Below are 23,761 nucleotides of genomic sequence, written 5' to 3' on the forward strand. Positions count from 1 at the left end.
CTACGGCAGCAGATCCTTCGGCACGTCGTCGAAGGTATAGCGGCGTGGGCGGTTGCGGCGGATGAAGCCGCCGATCTGCCAGCCGAACAGCAGCGCAAAGCCGGCCAGGAACAGCGCGCCCGACCATGACCCCACCGCCACTGCACGCGCCAACAGCCCCGTCAGTGCGGCGGCCACCAGCGCGATCAGCACCAAAGCTCCGGTATGGACCGCCGGCGGCAGCCCGCCGATCAGTTCGGCGCGGCTACCGGCATCCCGCATCCGCCGGTGCAGTTCGATCATGAAGGAGCGGTAGGCCTGGTCTTGCGGCGCCATCAGCGCCACGGTCTGCCAGGTGGTGGACACGATCCGCAGCCGACCGCCGGAGACGTCCTGGAGATCGGCCCGGTAACGGCGCGACTGCATTGATACCGGCCGATAGCTCAGCCGAACCTTGGCGATCGTCGCATAGGGCCACACCCCGGCTTTCGGCCCTATCCGCCAGATCAGCCCGTCGTCGCCGAGTTCGAATTGCTGCGCCGCACCGATCAGCGAGGCCTTGTAGGTATAGGCCGTGCCGAAATCGGCGTCGTCGTGTCGGTCGGATCGTGGCGTCACCCGAAAGCCCCTGTTGCCGATCCCACCGTCCATGCCGGAGCCAGCGCGGCGATGCAATGCGGCGTTCAGCCCGCGACCTGAGCCGGACGGGGTTCACCTTGCCGGCCGGGGCGCGGTTTTCTACAATCCGACCTTACGCGGACCACAGCATGCCCAAGACTGAAACTCCCCACTATCCTCGCCACCTGATCCTGGGCGGCGCCCTGATGTCCGGCCTATTGATGGCGTTGGCGCTGCACATGCTCGGCCAGAGCGTCGGGCTCGACCTCGGGGGCCTGTGGCGCAACGATTCCGGCAGCTTCATGCCGGCGAGCGCAGCGCTGGCGTGGTGGCTGGTCGCGACGGGTGGCTTTGCCGGCGGTTACTTAACGGCGCGGCTGATGAATCATGCGGTCGCCGGTCAGATCCCGCCGAAGCTCCGCCAGTTTCTGATCGTTGTGCTGGTACTGGTGCTCGCCGCCGCCGGACAGGCAGCCTCGGCGCCGTCCGCAGTGCCGACCGCGTCAGGTGTCATCGCTGGTCTGGCGACGTTGCTGCTCGGTGCTGCTATGGCATTCTGCGGCGCTTATTTCGCCTTGCGCAAAGTCTGAAGCCTCGCGCTCCAAGCACGCTGTTGAAAACACCAAAGGCCGCCCGGAAATCCGCGCGGCCTTTGGCCTCATTGTTGCGTCACAAACCTGTCAGACAGACTCAGCCGGCCGCGCGCAGATTGATCTGGCTCTCGGCGAGGGTGTTGAGCTTCTTGTCGGTGGCCTTTTCCTCGTCGAGCGTCTTCTGCAGCACCGCCGCGCAGTCGTTGCGGCCGAGCAGCTTGGCCCATGATACCAGGCTGCCGTAGCGCACGATCTCGTAGTGCTCCACCGCCTGCGCGGCGTTGATCAGCGCGGCGTCGAGCACCTTCTTATCCTCGACTTCGCCCGCGGTTTCGTCGGCTTCCTCGATGATGCCGTCGATCGCCGGGCAGTCGATCGCCTTGGGCTGGACGCCATGCATCTCGAACACCTGCTCCAGCCGCTTCACGTGGCCCTTGGTCTCGTCCAGATGGGTCAGGAAGCCCTGTTTCAGCATCGGATCCGAAGCCTTGTTAGCCATCTTCGGGATCGCCTTCAGAAGCTGCTTCTCGGCGTAGTAGATATCCTGTAATTGATGCACGAACAGGTCATCCATCGTCTTGATGTCTTTGGTAAAAAGTCCCATCGGGGTGCCTCTTTGGTTGCGCCTCGGCGAGCCTCGCCCATGTTCCGCGGGCGGTTGCCTCGGCCGTTCGGGTCGTTAACCAGCGACAGCGACCGCCGTTCCGAGTTCCATTTGAGCATCGAGTCGCAATGGCGCGCAGTGGGGGCGACGCCTATATGGATGGGGTCGGCTGACGGAAGGCTTGCTTGGGGGCGGCCATGCAGCCACCGGACGGCTCGTTTGCGCCACGTCAAGGGCGCACACCGCCGACCGTCCCATGGATGCGCGATCCGCAGCGACAGTACGGCGGATTGCACGACGGGCCGTTTATGCCCTAAGGAATTGCTCAGATGAGTAAGTCGGACGCCGGGAGCAGGGTCGTGCTGCAGGCGGCGTCCGTCGCGTTGCCGCCCCGCCGGGAGGACGAATGCATCGACTGCTGAGCGCGCTGGGGCGTGGCTTCAAGACGTATATCGGCTGGAAACGTGTCGGTATCGTCGCCAGCATCCTGATTATCGGCTTTGCGATTTCGTCGCTGATCCGCACCCTCAAAGGGGTCGATCACAACGTCATCCTGACCGCGCTGACCGACAAGAGCCCGACCCAGATCGGGATGGCGGCGCTCTGTGTTGTCGGTGCGTTCTGCACCCTGACGTTCTACGATTTCTTTGCGCTACGCACGATCGGCAAGCTGCATGTGCCGTACCGCATCGCCGCGATGTCGGCGTTCACCTCCTACGTCATCGGGCACAACCTCGGCGCCACGGTGTTCACCGGCGGCGCGATCCGGTTCCGGATCTATTCGGACTACGGCCTGTCGGCGATCGACGTCGCCAAGATCTGCTTCATCTCCGGCCTGACATTCTGGCTCGGCAATCTGTTCGTGCTCGGCATCGGCATGATCTGGCATCCAGCCGCGGCGAGCGCGATGGACCTGCTGCCCGACCAGATCAACCGACTGATCGGCGTCGCCTGTCTGGCCGGTATCGCCGCCTATTTCATCTGGCTCGCGACCGGCAAGAAGCGCCGCGAGCTCGGCCAGAACGGCTGGAAGGTGGTGCTGCCGTCGGCCAAGCTGACGCTGGTGCAGGTGCTGATCGGCGTGGTCGACCTCGGCTTCTGCGCGCTGGCGATGTACCTGTTGATGCCGTCCGCCCCCTATATCGACTACGTGTCGCTGGCGGTGGTGTTCATTCTCGCCACCCTGCTTGGCTTCGCCAGCCACGCTCCGGGCAGCCTCGGCGTGTTCGACGCCGCCATGCTGGTGGCGCTGCCGATGTTCGCCCGCGAGGACGTCATCGCCACACTGTTGATCTACCGCGTGCTGTACTTCCTGCTGCCGTTCGGGATCGCGATCTCGATTATGGGGGTGCGGGAAATCTGGCTCAGCGTGATCAAACCGTGGCAGGAACGCCGCGCCGCCTGCAACGGCAACGAGCATGCGGCGACCGCCGCTCCGGCCGCGGCGCCCGCCCGTGCTCCGGTCGGCCAGGTCGTACAGCGCTCCTCCAAGCTCTGACCGCTGCATTCGCTTGTCGACGCTGCCGAGGCCCATATTTTGGCCTCAACAGCGGCGTCAATGGCCGCGATCTCCTCATGGCCGCGTGGTGACATGTCCCGTTTCCGCTCCCTGGCGCTCCTGTTGCTGCTGACCGCGGCGGTGAGCGCCTCGTCGCTCCCCGCTTCCGCTCAAATCCCGCTGTTTGGTGGCTCGAGCAGCCCCGAACCGGCCGCCCCCGCCGCGCCGCCCCCGGCGGCAGCTCCAGCGGCGCCTGCCGCACCGCCCTCCGCCGCACCGGCCGTCGCCGCGGTGCCGGTCACCGATGGCTCGATCCAGATCGCCTGGGAGGTCCGCAACCGCTTCCGGCTGTTCCGGGAGGAACGCGATTTCCGCGAGCAGGTCGACGCGCTGAACGGGCTCACGGTGCTGGCCTCTGAGCAGACGCTCGGCCGGCAGAGCGAAGGCCGCGGCTGGGCCCGCAACGTCGTCAACCGGCTGTGCATCGACCTCACCGGCCGGGTCAACGAGCCGTGCACCCGCGACGGCGTCAAGGAGAGCTACCTCACCCCGACCGAGCACCCGGTGACGGTGCATCTCGCTGGCGCCGTCCCGATCGGCGCGATCTGCGCTTGGACGTTCGACGACGGCGACGGCCCGCGCAACGCTACCCAGGACTGTGCCGAGCCGATCAATTTCCGCGCCCGCTACGGCAAGCCGACGGTCACCACCGTGGACATCACCAGCGGAGCCGACGCGCCGCTGCGCGTCACCACCCAGATCATGGTGCGGGACTTCTTCATCGCCGGGCTGGGCGACTCGATCGGCTCGGGCGAAGGCAACCCGGATCGCCCGATCGCGCTGTCGGACGAAGGCTTCTGCTTCAAGTCGTATCTCGGCAGCGGCACCGGCCAGTTCTACAGGCCCAGCCGGGCCGGCTTCAAAGGCGGCCGCGCCTGTGAAGCGCCGGACACGCTGGCGAATTGGCAGCGCTATTCGGCGACCTGGTTCAACGCCGCCTGCCACCGCTCGTTGTACAGCTACCAGACCCGCACGGCGCTGGCGCTGGCGGTCCGCCATCCGCATATCGCCGTCACCTATCTGCCGCTCGCCTGCACCGGTGCCACCATCACGGACGGCCTGTTCGGCTCGCAGCGCGCCCGCGAGTGCTTCCGCACCAAATCCGGCACCTCGTGTCCCGGCAGCGTCGATGGACAGCTCGGCGAACTGCGCGCGGCCCTCACCGCCGCGCACCGCCGTCAGCCCGACCGCACGCTCGACCTGGTGCTGCTCTCGATCGGCGCCAACGACATCAACTTCTCCGGCCTCGTCGCCGACGTCATCGTCGACTCTCCGACCGAGCGCGTGCTGTTCCGGCGCTCCGGGGTGATCGGTTCGGTGGAAGAATCGCGCACCGCACTCGCCCGCACCCTGCCGCGGGATTTCGCCCGGCTCCGCGAGGCGCTGAAGCCGATGGTCGAGGATCTGTCGCGGGTGGTCTATGTCGCCTACGGCAATCCAGCGCTGTCGAACCGCGGCACCCCCTGCCCCGGCGGCCCGGCCGGCTTCGACATCCATCCCTCGTTCAATGCCGATCCGACCCGGCTCGGCGCCGTATCCTCGTTCGTCGATAACGAATTCCTGCCGCGGCTGAAGGATCTGGCGCAGTGCTCCAACGGGGTACTGTGCCGCGATCCGTCGACCGAGCGGATGACGTTCGTCGATTCCCATCAGCGGGTATTCGCCGACCACGGCTTCTGCGCCCGCGCCGCCACCGACCCGGAATTCGATCGCGTCTGCTTCTCGCAGAGCGGCAACAGCTTCAACGCCGACATCGTCACCGCCGGCAACTCGCCAATGACCTGCGGCGCCGGGGCGAGCAACTACCGTGCTTATCTGCCGCGCGCGCGCTGGATCCGCGACGCCAACGACAGCTACTTCGCGGCGATGACGTATCCGCAAGGCCTCGCCGCCGCGATCCAGCCGGCCGATATCCATGACGCAACCTGGGGCGTGGTGTCGGCGGTGTACGGCGGCGCGATCCATCCGACCGCCGAAGGGCACGCCGCCATGGCGGACGCCGCCTTGCCGGCCGCGGAGACCGTGCTGTCGCTGCAGCCCGGCCCCGACGTCACCAGCCAGCCTCTGCCGCCACCGGCGGGAGCCATTCCGCAGCACGCTGAGTAGGATCTTGTTGTTCTGATCATTTCTGGAAACGGGAGTAGTCGGCCTCGACCAACCCCGCCCGCCCAGGCAAATGAAAAGAGCGCCCTCCGTGGAGAGCGCTCTTTTGCAAGCTCAAAAAACTCTTACGTCCGATTCGGGAGCGAAGCGCTACTTCGCGGGCGCCATCGCGCCGCCCTTCGGGGCGGGGGCCGGCGGAGCCTTAGCCTTGCCGGCGGTTCCCGGCGCGGCGGCCGGCGGCTTGCCGGCTTGGGCCGCCTGCATCGCGGCCTGCTCAGGCATAAACTTGGTGACGATCTCCGGGTCGAGCTGGGAGATCGCGGTGTCGGGCAGCCGGAACCAGTCCTCGTCCTTGCCGAGCGCCGGGGTCATGAGATAGCCGCGCAGCGTCAGGGTCTGGCCATCGGGGCTAACCGTCAGCATCGCCTTCCACACATCGCCATTGCGCGGATCGAGGATGTTGCCGTTCTCATAGACACGGCCCTTCCGCTTCATATCCCGGATCAGCGAGATGCCGAGGATCGGCTGGTTCTTTCGATCGTCCTCACACTCTTCGCAGATCGTCAGGTTGGGCTGTCCGGCCTGCGGAAAGCTCTTGGCGACGATGCCTTCATACATGTTGTTGCCGCGATCGAGCATCAGCACCCAGACCACCGGCTTGCCGCCGGGCTTGCCGGTGTCCGTGCGTTGCCAAAGGCCGGCCGCGGTCGGTTCCGCGGCGACCGATGGGGCGGCCGCGGATAGCAACAGCGCGAAAGCCGCTACAGCAGCCCGCGCGACTAATCGGATCGGTCGATGTGTGATCATAGCAACACCTGAAACACCGCGATGAGACGACAATATGGCGGATCGATCCGGCAATCCAGTGAGCAGAGCGCGGCGGTTCGTGATCGTTTCTATGACACAGCGATGTCAGCCGGCGGCGTATCAGGTCGCGGATCGGGAACTCGTACCGTGGCCAAGGCAGTGCCGAGGCAGATCGCGACCGGCAGCCAGAACAGAATATAGAGATAGCTGAGATCGCTCGGAATGATCTCGTAGTCGACCGCGCTCGCCGCTAGGCAGGCCGCCAGCAGCGCCAGCGCCGTCACTTCGCCGGACTGGCGAAATGCCCGCCATCCGCTCGCCGCCGCGGCCAGGACTACTGCCGCCAACGCCAGCGCCGCGACGACGCCGCCGCGGACCGCCGCGCACATGAAGATGTTGTGGCCGTTCATCACCTCGATGCCGTTCGGCAGGGTGACCCTGGTGTCAAACGCAAGGCCATAGCCGAGCCAGGGCTTCAACGTCACCATGTGCAGATACACCGGCCACAGTTCGAACCGCAGACTGTCCTTCCGCTGTACCAACTCACCCGCAAGCGGCGTCAGCAGCGCAGCGACGGCCGCGATGGCCAGCAAAGCGGCGACCGCCACCGCGATCCGCCAATTGGCTGCAAGCAGCACCGCCACACCGATCCCTCCCAGCGCGGCCATCAGCGAACCTCGGCTACCCGACAATAGCACCGCGGCCAGGAGCACCAGCGCAGAAACAAACAGCAACACAAATTGCCAGGACCGCAGGCGGCGCGTTGCCATCATCGCCACCGCGCCCACGCACGGCATCGCGTACATCAGGCCGACGACGTTGGAATTGTAGTACAGACTGAGCCCCTTGGTGCCCTGCAACCGCACCGTCAGCATCTCCGACACCGACCAATGGCTGAAGGTGCCGACATCTCGGATCGCGGCCAGCGCAGCGACGGGTGCAAGCCACAGGAAAAGCAGGCGAAGAAAGTCGCCGTCGCGGCTGGCGAGATGAGCCACGATCGTGATGAACACCAGCACCGCCGCGACGTAGCGGATGTTCTTCCACAGGAGCGATCCTGAGACGCCGTCACCGAACAACGACGTGACGATGATGACGCCCAGGAAGGCCGCCGAGGCGACGAAGACACCGGACTTGATGATCGGCGCCAGGGTGCGCGGCGGAAGAGCGGCGATCAGCAGCGTCGGCAACACCAGGAACCACAGGATGGTGCGGGCCAGCCAGATGTTGTGCAACACGTACATCAGGCACATCACCAGCGCGAACAACCGTTCGGGCGCTTTGACCGCCAACAGCCAGGCACGGCTCCGGTCGAACACCGAATGGGACGGCGACGAATGGGCAACGAAAGACACCATAAAACCTCTATCTGGGGTGTGCAGAGGACCCCGTCGCGGCCAGGCCGCGTAGCACGTCGGCGAGTCGCGTTGCCGATTGGGCCCAGGTGACTGGGCGATAACCGGCGCGGATCGCGGCTTCGTGGCGGGCAAGTTGCTCAGGCGCCGCGATCAGGTCAAGGACGACAGCACGCCAGGCGGCGAAATCGAGCGGATCGAGGTGGCGCGCGAGTCCTGCCCCGGCTTCCGGCAGCGACGAGGTATCGGAGGCGAGGCAGTATTTGCCGAAGGCGAGGCTTTCGGATACCGGCAACCCCCACCCCTCATAGAACGACGGATACAGCGTGAACAAGCAGTGCTGATACAGCCATGCCAGTTCATCATCGGTCGCGCGCGGGAGGTGCCTGATTGAATTTGCAGTCACCGGATCATTGGCGATCTGCCACAATAGATCACTGCTGCCAAACCCCGGTTGGCCGACGATCACTAGCGTCGGCAGATTTGGTGTATTCTGTTCGGTGAGCCGGTGCCACAGGTGGTACAAGAGATCGAAGTTCTTCCGCGACTGAATAGTCGAGACGCTGATAACAAAGCGTGCGGCCTGCTCCTCGGTCAGCGAGGTAGGTTTCTTCGCGGTGTGCACGGTCGGAATATCAGCGCCGTGCTCCACCAGTTCAATCCGACCACGCAAGCCGCCCCGCCCATCTGCATATCTTAGAATGTCTCGCTTGGAAGACTCTGAATTCGATACAATAAGGTCCACTTCGCGGAGCAAGAACCGAGCGTAGGCTTCAAACTTTGCGACGAAATCTCCGCCGGCAAAGAACTGCGGAGCAAAAGCTGGGATGAAGTCCTGGCACAGCGCCGCCACTTTGGTGCCGCGCTCGCGGCGCATCCGGGCGACGGTGGCAAAGTCGACCCGCGACCAGTTCTCACCAGCGAGAAACAGCACCTCGCTGAGGCCGTCCCCTCCGAGTTTCGGCAGCGGCTCGGCTTGGCTGGCCTTGCGCAGCAGCGACGCGGTTGCGCCGCGGACCGCGGTCTTGACGGCGCGTTCGACGGATTTGCCGATCGGCTTCAGGACGGCGGCGATCCCGCTCGCCTGCTTTGACTTGGCTTTGCCGGCGACCGGCTTGCCGCTCAGGTCGGGCGGTGTGGCGACCGCGACGTAGTCGCGCCGCAGTGGGTCATAGCGACAGAACCGCAGCCCTGGAGCCATCTCCGCCGATAAGGCGCGAATGTAACTTTGTTCAACCCGAAGGGTGCCATTCATCTGGCCGGAGCGCGCCCGCGCACTGGTCGAGACGTCCATCCACAGCCAGGGCTGTTCGTGCCGGTCGGCGGTCTGATCCAAAGTACTGTCCGTCTTTGCCGTGGTCGGCCCTTCGGCCGCTGATCGGCGGGTCTAGCGGGTCCGGCTTTGCAGCGTCAATGCCGACCGCTTGCATTGCCCGCCTGCCCGCAGTCTAAGTTTCCTCCGCCGCCCGCTTCCAGGGCGGAACAGCGATGAGGGATGGCGTGTCGCCGGAGCAGCCCAAAGTCTCGGTGATCATGCCGGTACGCGACGGCGAACGCTGGGTCGCCGAGGCGATCCGTAGCGTTCAAAACCAGACATTCAGCGATTTCGAGCTGTTGGTGATCGACGATGGCTCTGCCGATGCGACACCGGCAATTTTGGCTGATGCGGCTGCAGCCGACCCGCGCATTGCCGTGCTCACCCAGCACCGCGATGGTCTGGTGGCTGGCCTCAATCGCGGCCTCGCTGCGGCTCGAGCCCCCTTGATTGCCAGGCTGGACGCCGACGACATCGCCCTGCCCGACCGGCTGGCACGGCAGGTGGATTACATGACGACGCATCCCGCGGTCGTTCTACTCGGCGGCTGGGCGACCATTATCGACGAGAACGGTCAGCTGAAGGGACGCGACATGCGCCCGAGCCCGAACGATCTGCGGGCGACGCTGATGAAGAAAAGCCCGTTCATTCATCCGACCGTCATGTTCCGCGCCGAGGCGGCGCGCCGGGTCGGCGGCTACCATGCCGCCTTCGAGGCCGGCGAGGATTACGACTTCTGGCTCCGACTCGCGGATATCGGCGAGGTAGCAATCCTTCCGGAGCTCCTGATCCGCTACCGCGAGCACGGCGCGAGCGTCACCCGCACACGACAGCTGCGTCAGATCTACTCCGCCCGCCTTGCCAAGCTCGCTGCCGCCGCGCGCCAAGCCGGTCAGCCCGATCCCTCGGCCGCACTCATCACCGCTCCGGATTGGCACGATCCATCCCCCGGCCCGTTCGAGCGCGACAGTTCGCGGCTGTTCCGAATGCTGGAGCTTGGCGATCCGGCCGCCGCAACCGGCGTCCCCCCCTCGGCGATCGATCTCAACGCCATCGCCTCGCAGCTTGGCTCCCTGACGGCTGGCGAGCGGAAATTCGCGCAGGCAGCAGTGCTCAACCTGTTGCGCCTACCCCACGAAGTGCCCGGGATCTCGCGGTTGAAACTATACTGGTTGCTGCTCAGGCTCGGTCCCTTAAAGGCGGCCAAGCTGCTAATCGCGAAGTAGGTGGACGCGCCTTCAGTCACATTAGATTATTTCGCTAAATGCTCCGGCTGCACGAAACGCCTAGCGAGCGCGTGGTAGATTCCTTCCTCGGCGATCAGCCGCGAGGTCGCGTAGGCGATCAGGGCGGTCGCCATCAGCGGGATTACCATCGCGTGGTTGTCGGTCATTTCGATCACGATGACGAAGGCGGTGATCGGAGCCTGCACCACGCCGGAGAAGTAGGCCACCATCCCGAGCAGCATGATCGCCGCAATCGGCGTCGCCGGAAACAATGCCGCGACGTTGCTGCCGAGTCCGGCGCCGACCGCGAGCGAAGGTGAGAAGATGCCGCCAGGCAGGCCGCTGACCGAGGACAGCGTGGTCGCGAGGAATTTCAGTACGCCGAAATCCTCAGGCAGCGCCGTGCCGCTCTCCAGTGCCGTCTTCACTTGGCTGTAGCCGGTGCCGTAGATCGTATCGCCCGATACGAAGCCGCAGATCGCAACAGCTAGGCCGCAGAGCAGCGCCACGATCAGCGGACGGCGATTGAACGCCGCGCTCCCGCCTGCCGCGACAACACATCGGATGAACAAGCCGCCGGCCGCTCCGCCGACGATTCCGCACGCCGGAATGGCCAGCCAGTCGATGCCGCCGCGCAGCCCCATCGCGCTGGTGCCAAAATACGTGTAGTTGCCGAGCAGAGCGATCGACGTCAGGCCCGCCGCGACCACAGCCGCAATGATCAGCGTGCTCGACCGCGTTTCGAACGACCGACTCATTTCCTCGATGCCGAAGATGATGCCCGCCAGCGGAGTGTTGAATGCGGCAGCGACGCCGGCGGAGGCACCGGCCAGGATCAGGCCGGGCTGCCGGCGCGGCGAGAAACGGCCGAGCGCGAACATGATCGAGGCACCGATCTGCACCGTCGGCCCCTCGCGGCCCACCGAAGCGCCGACCAGAAGGCCGAACAGCGTCAGAAGGAATTTGCCGATCGCGATCCGCAGCGACACCAGCTTCGCCCGCGCGGTCTGGTCAGTGAGGCGCCGCGCCGCGATCGCCTGCGGGATGCCGCTGCCCTGTGCGTTCTGGAAGAAGCGGTTGGTCAGATACACCGAAAGCAGAAAGCCGAGTGGCGTCACCACAAATGGTATGTAACGCGAGTGGCCGAGCAAGTCGGCGAACAGTAGTTGCGCCCAATCGGCGAGCTGCGCCAGCACTGCCGCCGCGGCACCGACTACGACGCCCCCGAGCAGAAAGATCGCCCGCCGCCGCGACCGCGTCGATGCGATGATCAGGATGCGCTTGTGGCGATGGGACAGAGCGAACTTCATTGCGGTGATCGGCAGCTCGGGCAGACTTGAATGAGAGGTCTTTCTTGACGCGCATCACTCAGGCAAGTCCAGCGCACACCGGCGTCACTTTGACGTGACCCGCGCCCCCCAAAACAGAAGAGCGCGCCGACTGGGCGCGCTCTTCAAGGACCAAATAGCCGGCGTTCTTAGTTCACGCCCAGCTTCTTCTGCAGATTGGTGGACGAGGTCGTGTACTGGAACACAACGCGCTTGTCCGGATAGACGTACTTGACGGCCTTCTGCGCCATCAGCGCACCCTCATGGAAGCCCGAGAGGATCAGCTTCAGCTTGCCTGGATAGGTGTTGATGTCGCCGATCGCGAAGATGCCGGGGACGTTGGTTTCGAACGTGCCGGTATCGACCGGGATCAGGTTGTTCTCCAGATCCAGGCCCCAATTGGCGACCGGGCCGAGCTTCATCGTCAGGCCGAAGAACGGCAGCATCGCGTCGCACTTGATCTGCGAGGTGGTGTTGTCGTTCAGCTTCACGGTCGCGCCGGTAAGCTGGCCGTTGTCGCCCTGCAGCTCGGTAATCTGGCCGATCTTGAGATCGAGCTTGCCGCTGGCGACGAGCTGGCGCATCTGCTCGACTGAATGCGGCGCACCGCGGAAGTCATCGCGGCGATGCACTAGCGTCATGCTCTTGGCGATTGGATTGAGGTTCAGCGTCCAGTCGAGCGCGGAGTCACCACCGCCGACGATCAGGATGTCCTTGCCGCGGAAGTCTTCCATCTTGCGCACGGCGTAGTGCACCGAGGTGCCTTCGTAAGCTTCAACGCCCGGCACAGGCGGACGCTTCGGCAGGAACGAGCCACCGCCGGCCGCAACCACTAGCACGGTGCATTCGAACACCTTGCCGGCGTTGGTGGTGACGCGGAATCCGGGGTCTCCGATCTTCTCGACATTCTCGACCATCTCGCTGAGATGGAAAGTCGGGTTGAACGGCTTGATCTGCTCCATCAGTGCTTCGGTGAGGCCATGGCCGGTCACCATCGGGACGCCGGGAATGTCGTAGATCGGCTTCTCCGGATAGAGCTCGGCGCACTGGCCGCCGACCTTGTCGAGAATGTCGACGAGATGCGCTTTGACGTCCAGCAGGCCCAGCTCGAACACGGCGAACAGTCCGCACGGACCCGCGCCAACAATCAGCACATCGGTTTTGATCGTTTCGGTCATCTTTGTTTTCTTTGTCAGTTGAAGATGTTCGGACGCGGGCGGTCCGGTCGCGGCCTGTCTAACCAAGGCCGACGGGGGAGAAAAGCCATAAATGGATATTGGTATCTTGTTCTAGCGCAAGTTTTGCGTTCAATGGTTCTAAAAAGCCCGGAGAATGGCCCTTGACCGCACGATCTCGTGACCACGCGCTGCCACAGCTCGCTGATTTCCCCTTCCGTCTCGCCGACAACGTCCGCTTCGCCGACCTCGACCCAAATAACCACGTCAACAACGCGGTTTATGCCAGTTATTTCGAGACCGGCCGGGTCACGCTGATGAAGGATCCGAACGCCGGACTGATCCCGCCGGGACTATCTTGGGTGCTGGTGCGGCTGGATATTCACTTTCGCAGCGAACTGCATTGGCCGGGCAAGATCGAGCTTGGGCTCGGCCTGGTCAAGCTGGGGCGCACGTCGACGCATTTCGATCAGGTGGTGTTTTCCGAGGGCGTCTGCGTGGCCTCGGCGCGGGCGGTGACAGTGCTGGTCGACGAGACCAGCCGCAAGCCGACGCCGCTGACCGAACAGATTATCACCAATCTCGGACCGTGGTGGCGCCGCAACATCGAGCACGATTGACACCAGCGGCGCTGCTGCTGAGCTTTGAACTCAGCCGGGACAAAATAGCAGCTGAGCGACCCAAAAAAGCGGGTAGCCGCCGTGCTGAGCTCGGCAGGCTTAGTTCTAAGACTCAAACTAATACGAGAGACGTCGCGCAGCAGACCGCGCGACGCGTCTCCGATCGCAGATAACGGAATTAGGCTTGGCGTTCGGGGGTGGTGACGATCAGCCCGTCGAGTTCGTTCGAGACTTTGATCTGGCACGACAGCCGCGAGTTCGGGCGCACGTCGTAGCCGAAGTCGAGCATGTCTTCTTCCATCGGCGACGGGCCGCCGACCTTCTCGCGCCAGGCTTCGTCGACATAGACGTGGCAGGTCGCGCAGGCGCAGGCACCGCCGCACTCTGCTTCAACGCCGGGGATGGCGTTGCGGATCGCCGCTTCCATCACCGTCGCGCCTTCCTCGACTTCGACAGTGCGGGTTTCACCGGTGTGATCAACGAAGTTAATCTTGGCCATGATTGCTCGTCGGACGCTTTGCTCGTTTTATGAATTATGGGCTGACGCGCCAGTCCTATAGCGTCTCGGCCGGCGTTCCGCCAGCCGTTACGCCTTTCAAAAGCCTGGACGAGTCGGCTTGAAGCGGTCTTCGATCGCGGCCCGGGCATGATCGACCGCAGCCTCCAATACGGCGAGCCGTTCCGCCGCATCCTCGCCGCGGCGCAGCGCGTCTTCGAGACCCGCGGCGGCTTCCGCCACGGCGAAAGCGCCGATCGCGCGGGCGGAGCCTTTCAACGTATGCGCGAGTGCGGCGGCATCGGCAGGCCAGGAGGCGAGCAGCGCCATCAGGCTCGCAGCCTGGGCGGTGAAGAGCAGCAACACCTCGCGCTCGAGCGCGGCGTCGCCCAGCGTCATCTTATAGAGATGAGCGTCATCGATCGGCTCGAAGTCCGGAACCAGCGGCGGCGATGGCATCCATTCGATCCGTTCGACCTGTATCGGCACGTTCACCTCGGCACAGAATTGCGGTTTTCCACATCTCGGCAATCCAGGCCGAGAAGCGAACCATGAGTCTAGTTAACGCATTCTTGCCGGTGCAGGCGCACCGTTTTGGCACAACATCGCCGAGTTGCCGCGAGGATGTCGCTAAAATGCCACCGTTACCGCTCGGCGTGGTGGGATTTTTCCGTCCTCCGAAGGGCTTAGCCGGGTATGCCGTTAACGATGATTAAGAAAGTCTTAATTCGAACCATTTCATTCGCGCCATCGAGCCAATAGGATGTTTCAGGAAGTGGCGGACAAAAGCGCGGTGGGAATGGGGTTCAACTTCGCCGTGCTGGGGGAGCACCGAGGGGCCTTTCTGCGGTCTCCACTGAACCGACGTCCCCGGATGCGTAACAAGGGCGTAAATCAAGATGGCGAACAATCCTAAGAAGATCAAAGATCCGACCGAAGTCGCGCTGTCGGCGATTCAGGAAGCCCTGAATATCCCCGATGCGCCTCCGGCCGGTGACGATCAGGCCGCCGGGCCAAAGGAAAGTGTGCCAAATTCGGACAACCCCGAGCCCAGCTTCTCCGAACTGACGGAGCTGGCCGGGGAGCCGCGGATCACGCCGCCGGCACCGAGCTTCGAGCCGGCCGCCGAGCGCAGCTTCGCCAGCCGCCCCGCCAACGACGACCGCGAAACCATCGGCCAGTTGCTGCAGTCGCTGCAGAAGGGCCGCACCACCCGTAACGTCTATACGCTCGCCACCATTTTCGCCGGCGTCTGGGTGTTCGGCGGCATCATTCTGACCGTCAGCTTCCTGCCCGCCCTGCAGGCGCTGGTCGGCCAGGGCAGCGGCGGAACGTTGGCGCTCGCCGGTCTCGCTGCGCTGTTCTTCGCGCCGGTGATGCTGTTCTATTTCCTCGCCAGCCTCGCCTGGCGCGGCCAGGAACTGCGGATGATCGCGCAGTCGATGGCGCAGGTTGCGATCCGCTTTTCCGAACCCGAAATCGCCGCGAGCGACTCGGTGGTGACCGTCGGTCAGGCGATCCGCCGCGAGGTCGCCGCGATGGGCGACGGCGTCGAGCGCGCGATCGCGCGCGCCAGCGAGCTTGAAGCCCTGGTCGCCAACGAAGTGTCGGCGCTGGAGCGCGCCTATTCGGACAACGAAGTGCGCATTCGCGCGCTGCTGCAGGACATCGCGCATCAGCGCGACAACCTGGTCGGTCAGGCCGAGCAGGTCCGCAGCGCCATTTCCGGCGTGCAGATCGACCTCCGCCACGATATCGCGCTGATCTCGGACGCGATCGCCAGCCGCGTCGACGAAGTCGCCAAAAGCATCACCAGCGCGCTGGAAGAGCGCGGCGCCCACATCACCAGCGCCCTCGGCCACGCCGGCGACAACATGATTCTCGCGCTCGGTGAGCGCGGCGGCGAATTGCTCGATCGCCTCGAAGAGGCCAGCTCAGAGACGACCCGCGCGGTGCTCGATGCCAGCGAGCGGCTGACCACCAGCCTCAACTTCAAAACCGGCCATGTGCATGCCGAGTTCGTCGAACTGGCCGATCGCGTCCACGACATGATGAACGAGCGGCTCGACCGTATCACCACCGATTTCGAGCAGCGGTCTTCGACCATCATCGACGGCATTTCGGAGCGCACCGAGCAGGTGCAGGATTCGCTGAAGAACTCCGGCGACTCGCTGCTGCTCGAACTCGAGCTACGCAGCACCGATCTGGTCAACAAGATCGACGACGCCGGCCATCGCCTTGCCGATCAGATCCTGACCAGCGGCGACAAGGCGAGCGAAGCGCTCGACGTCACCGTCAACACGCTGGTCGCCAAGGTCGTGAGCCAGACCGAAGCGACCCACGACACGCTCAGCATCCAGATGAGCGCTTTCGACGACCTGGTGAAGCTGCAGGGCACTGAGCTCGCCGAGAAGTTCGCGCGCGACAGCGGCACGCTCGGCGCGCTGATCACCCGCCACATCTCCGAATTCGACCGCACAGTGAAGACGTTCGGCGGCGAGATCGTCGAGCGGATGGGCCAGCGCACCCAGGACATCAACGAGACCCTGAAGACCTACGTCGACAATTTCGATCAGCGCGTCGCCACCGGCTCGGGCGAAATCACCGCGCGGCTGGACGACCGTCTGCATCAGTTCGAAAGCCTGTTCGACACCCGCGTCGGCAGCCTCGACGGCGCGATCGACAACCGCCTCAAAGCGCTCGACGACACCGTCGGAAATCATCTCAACTCGCTCGAACGCATCCTCGACACCCGCACCGAAGCCGTCACCGGCAACATCGACGGCCGGATCGAGAAGCTCGCCTCGACGCTGTCGACCGGCGCCGCCAACGCGGTGGAAGCGATCGACTCGCGGATCGTGCAACTCAACACCACGTTGTCGACCGGCACCTCGAGCGCGGCGGACATCATCGACGGCCGCATCGCGACACTGACCACGACGCTGTCGACCGGCGCCGCGAACGCCGTCGAAGTGATCGACGACCGCATCACCACGCTCACCACCACGCTGTCGACCGGTACCGTGCAGGCGATCGAAGCGATCGACTCCCGGCTCACCCACCTCACCCACTCACTCACTGACGGCACCGCGCAGGCGATCGACGCGATCGACCGCCGCATCGGCGCGGTCACCGAGACCATCGACAGCCGCACCGCCAATCTCAGCACAACCGTCAGCGCACGCTTCCAGGAGATCCACGACGGCCTGGAAAACCGCGTCACTGCGGTCATCAACGACGTCGACCTCCGCGTGTCGCAGTTCGAGGATCTGCTCGGCTCGCGCATCGAAGCAGTCGCCGGCCGGTTCGAGAGCAGTGGCCGCGAGGCCAGCGAGATGCTGATGACGCGTGCCGAAGAGCTGTCGCAGGGCATCAAGACCAACGTCGCTGACGCCGAACGCACCCTCACCCACCTGGTGGTCAGCACCAGCGACACCATCCGCAGCAGCACTCAGTCGGCGCGGGAATCGATGCTGTCGGTGTCGAACGATGTCGGCGCCCAGCTGCAGGTCACCTCGGCGGAGATCGAACGCGCACTCACCACGGTCGGCACCACCGCGGCTGCCACCGTCGTGTCGAGCGCGACCGAGGCTCAGGCCAAGCTGACCATGGTGTCGAGCGAAGCCGTGATGCAGTTCCGCTCGCTGTCGGACGACATCGAACGCACGCTGTCGGCCGCCGGCACTGCCACCGTCGCCACCGTGCTGGCCGGGGCCCGCGAGGCTCAGACCACGCTGGTCGCGACCTCCACCGACGTCACCACCCAGGTTAAGTCGCTGGCGTCCGACATCGAGCGCACCCTCAGCGAAGTCGGCGGCCATGCGGCTGCGTCGCTGCTCGGCAGTGCCCGCGAGGCCCAGACCACGCTGACCTCGACCTCGACCGAAGTCGCCACTCAGGTGAAATCGCTCGCCTCGGAGATCGAGCGCAGCCTGACCGAGGCCGGCGGCAGCACCGCCGCGTCGGTGCTGAGCAGCGCCCGCGAGGCTCAGAACGCCCTCACCACCACGTCCGCCGACGTCGCCAATCAGGTGAAGTCGCTCGCCGTCGACATCGAACGCACCCTCACCGGCGCCGGCGACACCACCTCGGCCTCAGTGCTGGCGAGCGCCCGCGAAGCTCACGCCACGCTGGTGTCGGCATCGTCCGAAGTCACCGGCCAGATCCGCTCGCTGTCGACCGACATCGAACGCACGCTGTATGCGGCCGGCAACGCCACCGCCGAAGCCGTGCTCAGCGGAGCCCGGTCGGCGCAGTCCACCCTGGTCTCTGCCTCGGAAGAAGCCTCCGACAAGGTCAAGTCGCTCAGCGCCGACATCCAGCGCACGCTGGTCGAGGCGTCGTCGGAAGCTGCCAACCAAGTCACGACCCTCACCGCCGACGTCGAACGCCGGCTGTCCGCCTCCGGCACCAACACGATCGAGACCATCGTGGCTGGTGCGCGTGAAGCGCAGAACACCCTGGTGGCGACCTCGACCGAAGCCGCCAACCAGGTGAAGTCGCTGGCCAGCGACATCGAACGCACGCTGACCGCCGCCGGCAGCGCAACCGCCGGCACGCTGCTGGCAAGTGCGCGCGAGGTCCAAACCACCCTGGTGTCGACTTCGACCGAGTCGGCCGATCAGGTCCGGTCGATCGCCGCCGATGTCGAGCGCACGCTGGTGGCCGCCGGCCGCAGCACCGCCGACTCGATCCTGTCGAGTGCCCGCGAGGCGCAGACCTCGCTGGCCACCGCGTCGGGCGAAGCCGCCAACCACGTCAAGTCGCTGGCGATCGATGTCGAGCGCACGCTGACCAGCGTCGGTGCCGCGACCGCCTCGACCATCCTCGACAGCGCCCGCCAGGTGCAGTCGACGCTGACCACCAGCTCGGTCGATGCCGCCGGCCAGATCAAGGCGCTCTCTGCCGAGATCGAGCAGACGCTGTCGGCTGTGACCGCCAACACCACCGACCACATCCAGGTCAGTGCCTCGGCGGCCCAGGCCACCTTGGTGGCGATGTCCAACGAGGTCAGCGCCAAGATCAAGTCGACCTCGGCCGACGTCGAGCGTTCGGTGTTCGCAGCCAGCGGCAGCTTCGGCTCGACGATCACCGCCAAGAGCGAGGAGATCGTCGGCTACGTGCAGCAGCAGGCCGAGCGGCTGTCGCAGATCATCGACGGCAAGCGCGGCGTGCTGGTCGAAGCCATCGCCGGCAAGACCAACCAGCTCACCGTCGAGATCGACCGCGTCACCAGCGATGCGCTGACCGCCATCGAGTCTCGCGGCAAGACCTTCTCGAACTCGATCCTGACCAACGGCACCGAGGTCGCCCGCTCGATCACCGGCGCCGGCGATCTGGCCACCAACGCGATCAACAAATCGCTCAAGGACCTCGACCTCGCGTCGCGGTCGGCGATCGAACAGTCGCGGCAGGTCTCGATCACCGCGGTCACCGAGATGCAGGAGACCAGCAAGATCCTGCGCACCGACACGGTGGCGCTGTTCGAGCGGCTGCGTGAAGGCAACATCCTGCTGCAGGAAGTGCTCACCGGCGCCCACGAGAACCTCAACTCGCTGGAGCGCGCGCTGGTCACACGCGTGGCCGACTTCGTGACCACCATGAACGAGGTCAACGCCCGCAGCGGTGCCGCGACCCAGACGCTGGAAGACCAGCTCACCGGCTTCCACACCAAGACCGCTCGCGCGCTGGAAGATCTCGGGGCGCTGTCGGCGCAGTTCGAAGCGCACGGCCACGCATTGGCCGAGGCTGCCGACCTGCTCGAGCACAGCAACCGCCAGGCCTCGACCTCGGTCAGCGATCGCAAGGAAGCGCTGGAATCGCTGGTCACCACCCTCGATCTGCGCACCGCCGATCTCGACCAGCGGCTTGGCCGGTTCACCAGCCTGCTGGATGAATCGCTCGCCGCCGCCGAGGAGCGCGCCCGCGACGTCGCGCGGATCGTCGCCGAAACCGCCGGTGCCGGCTCTGCCAGCATCACGCAGCAGTTCGAAGCAGTGCGCAGCGCGGCCGAACAGGAGCGCCGTCTCACCGTCGAGGCGATGCATCAGGTGTACAAGCAGGGCACCCAGGAAGCCGACGCGCTGTTCAAGCAATCGGCCGATCGCTTCACCTCGATCGTCCAGGGCATCAAGCAGATGGCCGCCGAGATGCAGCACGAGCTCGAATCCACCCGCGAGGAGCTGCGCCGCGGCGTGCTCGAAATCCCGCAGGAGGCTGCCGAGAGCACCGCGCAGATGCGCAAGGTGATCGTCGACCAGATCGAGGCGCTCGCCGAGCTCAATCGCATCGTCGCCCGCCACGGCCGCGGCATGGACGTGGTGACGCCGAGCCGCGCCGCCACGGTGACCACCCGCGAGGAAGAGCCGGTGCTGGCCGCCGCCAGCGTCGGACGTGCCGAAACGGTCGCCGCCCGCCCGGCCCCGCGCAGCCGGGAATCCAGCGCCGCGACGCTGCCGCCGCCGGACCTCGGCATGCCGGCCGGCCCGCGCCGCACCGAAGCGCCGCCGGTCGCGCCCAGCAATGCCGACCAGGGCCGTGACGGCTGGCTGTCGGAGCTGCTGAACCGCGCCGACACCAGCGCCGAACGCGAGCCGCCGCGCGGCCGCGCCGCCCAGCAGGCCCAGGCTGCGATGAGCGGCAATCCGCTGGAGTCGCTGTCGCTCGACATCGGCCGGCTGATGGACCGCAACCTCGCGCTGGAAATGTGGGAGCGCTATCAGCGCGGTGAGGCGAAGTCCTTCACCAAGCGGCTGTACACGCCGGCCGGCCAGAAGGCGTTCGACGAAGTCGCCCGCAAGTATCGCAGCGAGCGCAGCTTCAAGCAGACCGTCGACCGCTATATCGCCGAGTTCGAGCGCCTGCTCGACGAGGTCGCCCGCGACGAGAACGCCCCGCAAGCCCTGCGCGGCCACCTCTCGTCCGAGACCGGGCTGGTCTACACCTTGCTCGCTCACGCGGCCGGACGGCTGGGCTGATCCGTCGGCCTCGCGGCGCGGCAGGTAGCGATAACGATCCAAGCGGAGGCCTTGCGCCTCCGCTTTTTCATTGCCCGATGCAAACAGCCCCCCGGGAGCAAACTGATCCCAGTTAAGCGCCCCGCAAAGGTGGCCGGCCGTCGCTACATCAGATTACCAGACGGCAGGTTTTTCCCGGCACGCACTCACGCGCCAGAAACCACGGCAGAATCTTTACCGCTCTGCAGGCGGATATCGGTCGATCTCAAGTATCGCTTCTCGCACGGCGATCGCTTAGTTTGTCTCGCAAAGTAATAGATCGACTCACCTCGGCACCACCACCCTCAGCCGAGGTGACCAAGCGACCCGCAGCATTCCCCGGTCGCTCGACATCGACGCGTTCGTCCGTTTCGGCGTTCTGTTGTTGATTTCTCAGAGGCCACCGATGCCCTGCTCCCGCCGCTTCATCCTGAAATCGACCGCCGCCTGTGTGGTCGCCTCCGCAATTCCCGGTTTCGCGAATAAGGCTACCGCTGCACCGGATCTCGCCCGGCTCGACGCGCTGGCCCAGGCCGAACTCGTCCGCAAACGCGAAGTCAGCGCACTCGAACTGGTCGACGCCGCCATCCACCGCATCGATCAGGTCAATCCGAAGCTCAACGCGATGGTAACCGCGATGTTCGACCGGGCGCGCAAGGCGGCCCGCAAGCCGCTGCCCAACGGTCCATTTGCCGGCGTGCCCAGCCTCGCGAAAGACGTCAACGACTACAAAGGCGTTCGCACCACCTTCGGCTCCCGCCTGTTCGCCGACAACATCTCGACCAAGACCGAGCCGCTGCTGGCCGCCTATGACCGCGCCGGCATCATCTTCGTCGGCAAGAGCAACACGCCGGAATATGGCTTCCTGCCGACCACCGAGCCTTTGCTGCTGGGGCCCTGCCGTAACCCCTGGAATACCGAGCATTCGACCGGCGGCTCATCCGGCGGCGCCGCAGCGGCCGTTGCTGCCGGCATGGTGCCGTTCGCGCACGCCAACGACATCGGCGGTTCGATCCGTATTCCGGCGTCGTGCTGCGGCGTTTTCGGTCTCAAGCCGAGCTTCGGCCGAATCGACCTCGGCTATGCCGACGTTTCGGGCGTGATGGTGGCCGATCACATGGAGACGCGCAGCGTGCGCGACAGCGCCATGGCGTTGTCGATCACCGAAGCCACCGGCCGCAAGGCGGCCTTCGCGCCGATCGGCTACGTTTCCGGCCCCGGCGGCAAGAAGCTGAAGATCGCGCTGACGATGGACAACGCCCTCGGGGCGGCGCCGGCAGCCGACGTCAAAGCGGCGATCGAGCGTAGCGCGAAGCTCTGCGCCGATCTCGGCCACGAGGTTATCCCGGCCGCGCATCCGCTGGCCGGCGATCACCAGATCATCGAAGCCTACATCGCTCTGTTCGCCACCGACGCGGCAGCCCTGGTCAAACTCGCCAGGAAGCGCGGGTTTGATCCTTCATCTGTGCTGGAGCCGTGGACGCTCGGCAACGCCGCCGTCTTTGAGAAGCTGCCGAAGGACGCGGTGCAGAAGGCGCTCGCCTATCGGCTGGAGATCGTCCGCCGACTCGATGCGTTCTTCGCCAAATACGATGCATGGCTCACCCCGGTGGTCGATCGCGCGCCGCCGAAACTTGGCGAACTCGCGCCCACCATCCCCTACGCGACATTGCGCGAGCGCTCGCTTGCCTACGCGTCCTACACGGCTCTGCATAACTTCGCCGGCACACCGGCGATGTCAGTGCCGTTGTTCTGGAATGATGCCGGCCTGCCGATCGGCAGCCAGTTCTCCGCCGCGCGCGGCGGCGAGAAGACCCTGCTGGAACTGGCGTATCAACTTGAGGCGGCGCAGCCCTGGGCCGCCAAATATCCGCCGGTGTTCGCCGGATAATTGCTTTCTGAATCTACTGCTGCGGCCGGTGTCGCTGCTCGACGCGGGCTGTGGCAAATGCTGCTCGGATGAGCGCAACAAAAGCCAGGACTTGCGTCAGGAACGGCTTACCCGGACGCAACTGCGCTCGTCCGCGCTATAATTTGGTTTTCGTTGGGCCTTTGATGAAACTGGCCGATTCCACTATCTCGTCTCACATCAAGACGCCCTTCAGCTTCTGGGCCACCTCAATCTAGGACGCACCATGCCTTCCGAACACCGCTCACCTCGCCTTGCCGTTCTGATCGATGCCGACAACGCGTCCGCAAAGATCGCGGACGGACTGTTCGAGGAGATCGCGAAGATCGGTGAAGCCAGCGTTCGCCGGATTTACGGCGACTTCTCCACCCCGCGCTCGAAGGGCTGGGCCGATATTCTGGCGAAACACGCCATCATCCCGCAGCAGCAGTTCGCCTACACCACCGGCAAGAACGCGTCCGACATCACGCTGGTGATCGACGCGATGGACCTGCTTCACAGCGGACGCTTCGAAGGGTTCTGCCTGGTCTCGTCTGACAGCGACTTCACCCGCCTCGCCTCCCGGATTCGCGAGCAAGGCGTCGACGTGTTCGGCTTCGGCGAACAGAAAACCCCGGAGAGTTTCCGGCAGGCATGCCGGCGCTTCGTCTACACCGAGAACTTGATCGCCGGAGCGACCGACAGCAAAGGCACTGCGTCACCTGCGAAACCGCTTCAACCGCCGAGCGCCGCCACGCCGATCATCGAGCGGGTGATCAAGCAGATGGAAAGCGAAGACGGCTGGGTGTCGCTCGGCGAAGTCGGCAAGCATCTTTCCAATCTGGCCTCCGACTTCGATCCGAGAACCTTCGGCTTCCGCAAGCTGAGCGACCTGGTGCGAAAGACCAACGCGTTCGAGTTGGAGCAGCAGAACGGCCACTCGATGCGGATTCGGCTGAAGCCGACCGGTGCACCGGCCGCCAAGACGACGTCTCCGAGGAAGCGTCCGGCGAGACAGGAGACGCGCCGCACCGGCGGTGTGGCGTCCTGACCGTCCAGCGCGACGATCACAGATCAGCTCGGGCGCAGGTCTTGGTCCCA

Annotated in this window: 17 protein-coding genes; 8 read left to right on the top strand and 9 right to left on the bottom strand. The window is 65.2% G+C overall.

Features of this window, described 5'->3' with window-relative positions:
* Positions 1-630: a hypothetical protein gene (locus HZF03_RS19915; RefSeq protein WP_042441248.1), complete on the bottom strand. Its 630-nt coding sequence runs from the start codon at positions 628-630 to the stop codon at positions 1-3.
* 116 nt (positions 631-746) lie between these two features.
* Here HZF03_RS19915 and HZF03_RS19920 point away from each other — a divergent pair, with 116 nt between their 5' ends.
* Positions 747-1,187 (top strand): hypothetical protein, encoded by a 441-nt coding sequence (locus tag HZF03_RS19920; RefSeq protein ID WP_119019648.1) that lies wholly within the window; start codon positions 747-749, stop codon positions 1,185-1,187.
* A 100-nt stretch (positions 1,188-1,287) separates the two neighbouring features.
* Here HZF03_RS19920 and HZF03_RS19925 read toward each other — a convergent pair whose 3' ends face one another.
* On the bottom strand, positions 1,288-1,794 hold the full coding sequence (locus tag HZF03_RS19925; RefSeq protein WP_119019647.1) for a YciE/YciF ferroxidase family protein: 507 nt from the start codon (positions 1,792-1,794) through the stop codon (positions 1,288-1,290).
* A 406-nt stretch (positions 1,795-2,200) separates the two neighbouring features.
* Here HZF03_RS19925 and HZF03_RS19930 point away from each other — a divergent pair, with 406 nt between their 5' ends.
* Positions 2,201-3,292 carry a putative bifunctional lysylphosphatidylglycerol flippase/synthetase gene (locus tag HZF03_RS19930; protein WP_011159480.1) on the top strand — a complete coding sequence of 364 codons (1,092 nt, stop codon included), beginning with the start codon at positions 2,201-2,203 and terminating at the stop codon, positions 3,290-3,292.
* Between the two features lie 93 nt (positions 3,293-3,385).
* Positions 3,386-5,458 (top strand): SGNH/GDSL hydrolase family protein, encoded by a 2,073-nt coding sequence (locus HZF03_RS24400; protein ID WP_207804892.1) that lies wholly within the window; start codon positions 3,386-3,388, stop codon positions 5,456-5,458.
* A 147-nt stretch (positions 5,459-5,605) separates the two neighbouring features.
* Here HZF03_RS24400 and HZF03_RS19940 read toward each other — a convergent pair whose 3' ends face one another.
* The 3 genes from HZF03_RS19940 to HZF03_RS19950 form a co-directional block, all read right to left on the bottom strand.
* Positions 5,606-6,262: a DUF2147 domain-containing protein gene (locus HZF03_RS19940; protein ID WP_119019646.1), complete on the bottom strand. Its 657-nt coding sequence runs from the start codon at positions 6,260-6,262 to the stop codon at positions 5,606-5,608.
* An 89-nt stretch (positions 6,263-6,351) separates the two neighbouring features.
* Complete coding sequence (locus tag HZF03_RS19945; protein ID WP_119019645.1) at positions 6,352-7,620, bottom strand: O-antigen ligase family protein; 1,269 nt, start codon at positions 7,618-7,620, stop codon at positions 6,352-6,354.
* Positions 7,621-7,627: 7 nt separating this feature from the next.
* Complete coding sequence (locus tag HZF03_RS19950; protein WP_119019644.1) at positions 7,628-8,953, bottom strand: glycosyltransferase family 4 protein; 1,326 nt, start codon at positions 8,951-8,953, stop codon at positions 7,628-7,630.
* Between the two features lie 152 nt (positions 8,954-9,105).
* On the opposite strand from HZF03_RS19950, the gene HZF03_RS19955 reads away from it, so the two are divergent.
* The gene (locus HZF03_RS19955; protein ID WP_119019643.1) at positions 9,106-10,158 is read left to right on the top strand and encodes a glycosyltransferase; all 1,053 of its coding nucleotides are present in this window, start codon (positions 9,106-9,108) and stop codon (positions 10,156-10,158) included.
* 26 nt (positions 10,159-10,184) lie between these two features.
* On the opposite strand, the gene HZF03_RS19960 is transcribed toward HZF03_RS19955, so the two are convergent.
* Positions 10,185-11,468, bottom strand: a complete 1,284-nt coding sequence (locus tag HZF03_RS19960) for a chloride channel protein (protein WP_119019642.1) — start codon at positions 11,466-11,468, stop codon at positions 10,185-10,187.
* Positions 11,469-11,635: 167 nt separating this feature from the next.
* A complete protein-coding gene (locus tag HZF03_RS19965) occupies positions 11,636-12,664 on the bottom strand; it encodes an NAD(P)/FAD-dependent oxidoreductase (RefSeq protein ID WP_119019926.1) in 1,029 nt (342 codons plus the stop codon).
* A gap of 161 nt (positions 12,665-12,825) precedes the next feature.
* Here HZF03_RS19965 and HZF03_RS19970 point away from each other — a divergent pair, with 161 nt between their 5' ends.
* Entirely contained in the window at positions 12,826-13,281 is a 456-nt protein-coding gene (locus HZF03_RS19970) for an acyl-CoA thioesterase (RefSeq protein WP_042441251.1), read from the top strand.
* Between the two features lie 178 nt (positions 13,282-13,459).
* Here HZF03_RS19970 and HZF03_RS19975 read toward each other — a convergent pair whose 3' ends face one another.
* Both HZF03_RS19975 and HZF03_RS19980 read right to left on the bottom strand, forming a co-directional pair.
* A complete protein-coding gene (locus HZF03_RS19975) occupies positions 13,460-13,780 on the bottom strand; it encodes a 2Fe-2S iron-sulfur cluster-binding protein (protein ID WP_011159492.1) in 321 nt (106 codons plus the stop codon).
* A gap of 96 nt (positions 13,781-13,876) precedes the next feature.
* Positions 13,877-14,236 carry an Hpt domain-containing protein gene (locus HZF03_RS19980; RefSeq protein WP_119019927.1) on the bottom strand — a complete coding sequence of 120 codons (360 nt, stop codon included), beginning with the start codon at positions 14,234-14,236 and terminating at the stop codon, positions 13,877-13,879.
* A gap of 440 nt (positions 14,237-14,676) precedes the next feature.
* Between HZF03_RS19980 and HZF03_RS19985 the strand changes: the two genes are divergently transcribed.
* From HZF03_RS19985 to HZF03_RS19995, 3 genes are all read left to right on the top strand, one after another.
* Positions 14,677-20,754 (top strand): apolipoprotein A-IV repeat region-like domain-containing protein, encoded by a 6,078-nt coding sequence (locus HZF03_RS19985; protein WP_119019925.1) that lies wholly within the window; start codon positions 14,677-14,679, stop codon positions 20,752-20,754.
* 424 nt (positions 20,755-21,178) lie between these two features.
* Positions 21,179-22,663 carry an amidase gene (locus HZF03_RS19990; RefSeq protein WP_119019924.1) on the top strand — a complete coding sequence of 495 codons (1,485 nt, stop codon included), beginning with the start codon at positions 21,179-21,181 and terminating at the stop codon, positions 22,661-22,663.
* Between the two features lie 244 nt (positions 22,664-22,907).
* Complete coding sequence (locus HZF03_RS19995) at positions 22,908-23,711, top strand: NYN domain-containing protein (protein ID WP_119019923.1); 804 nt, start codon at positions 22,908-22,910, stop codon at positions 23,709-23,711.
* The last annotated feature ends 50 nt before the right edge of the window (positions 23,712-23,761 follow it).

This window comes from Rhodopseudomonas palustris, from assembly GCF_013415845.1.
GTDB lineage: Bacteria > Pseudomonadota > Alphaproteobacteria > Rhizobiales > Xanthobacteraceae > Rhodopseudomonas > Rhodopseudomonas palustris_F.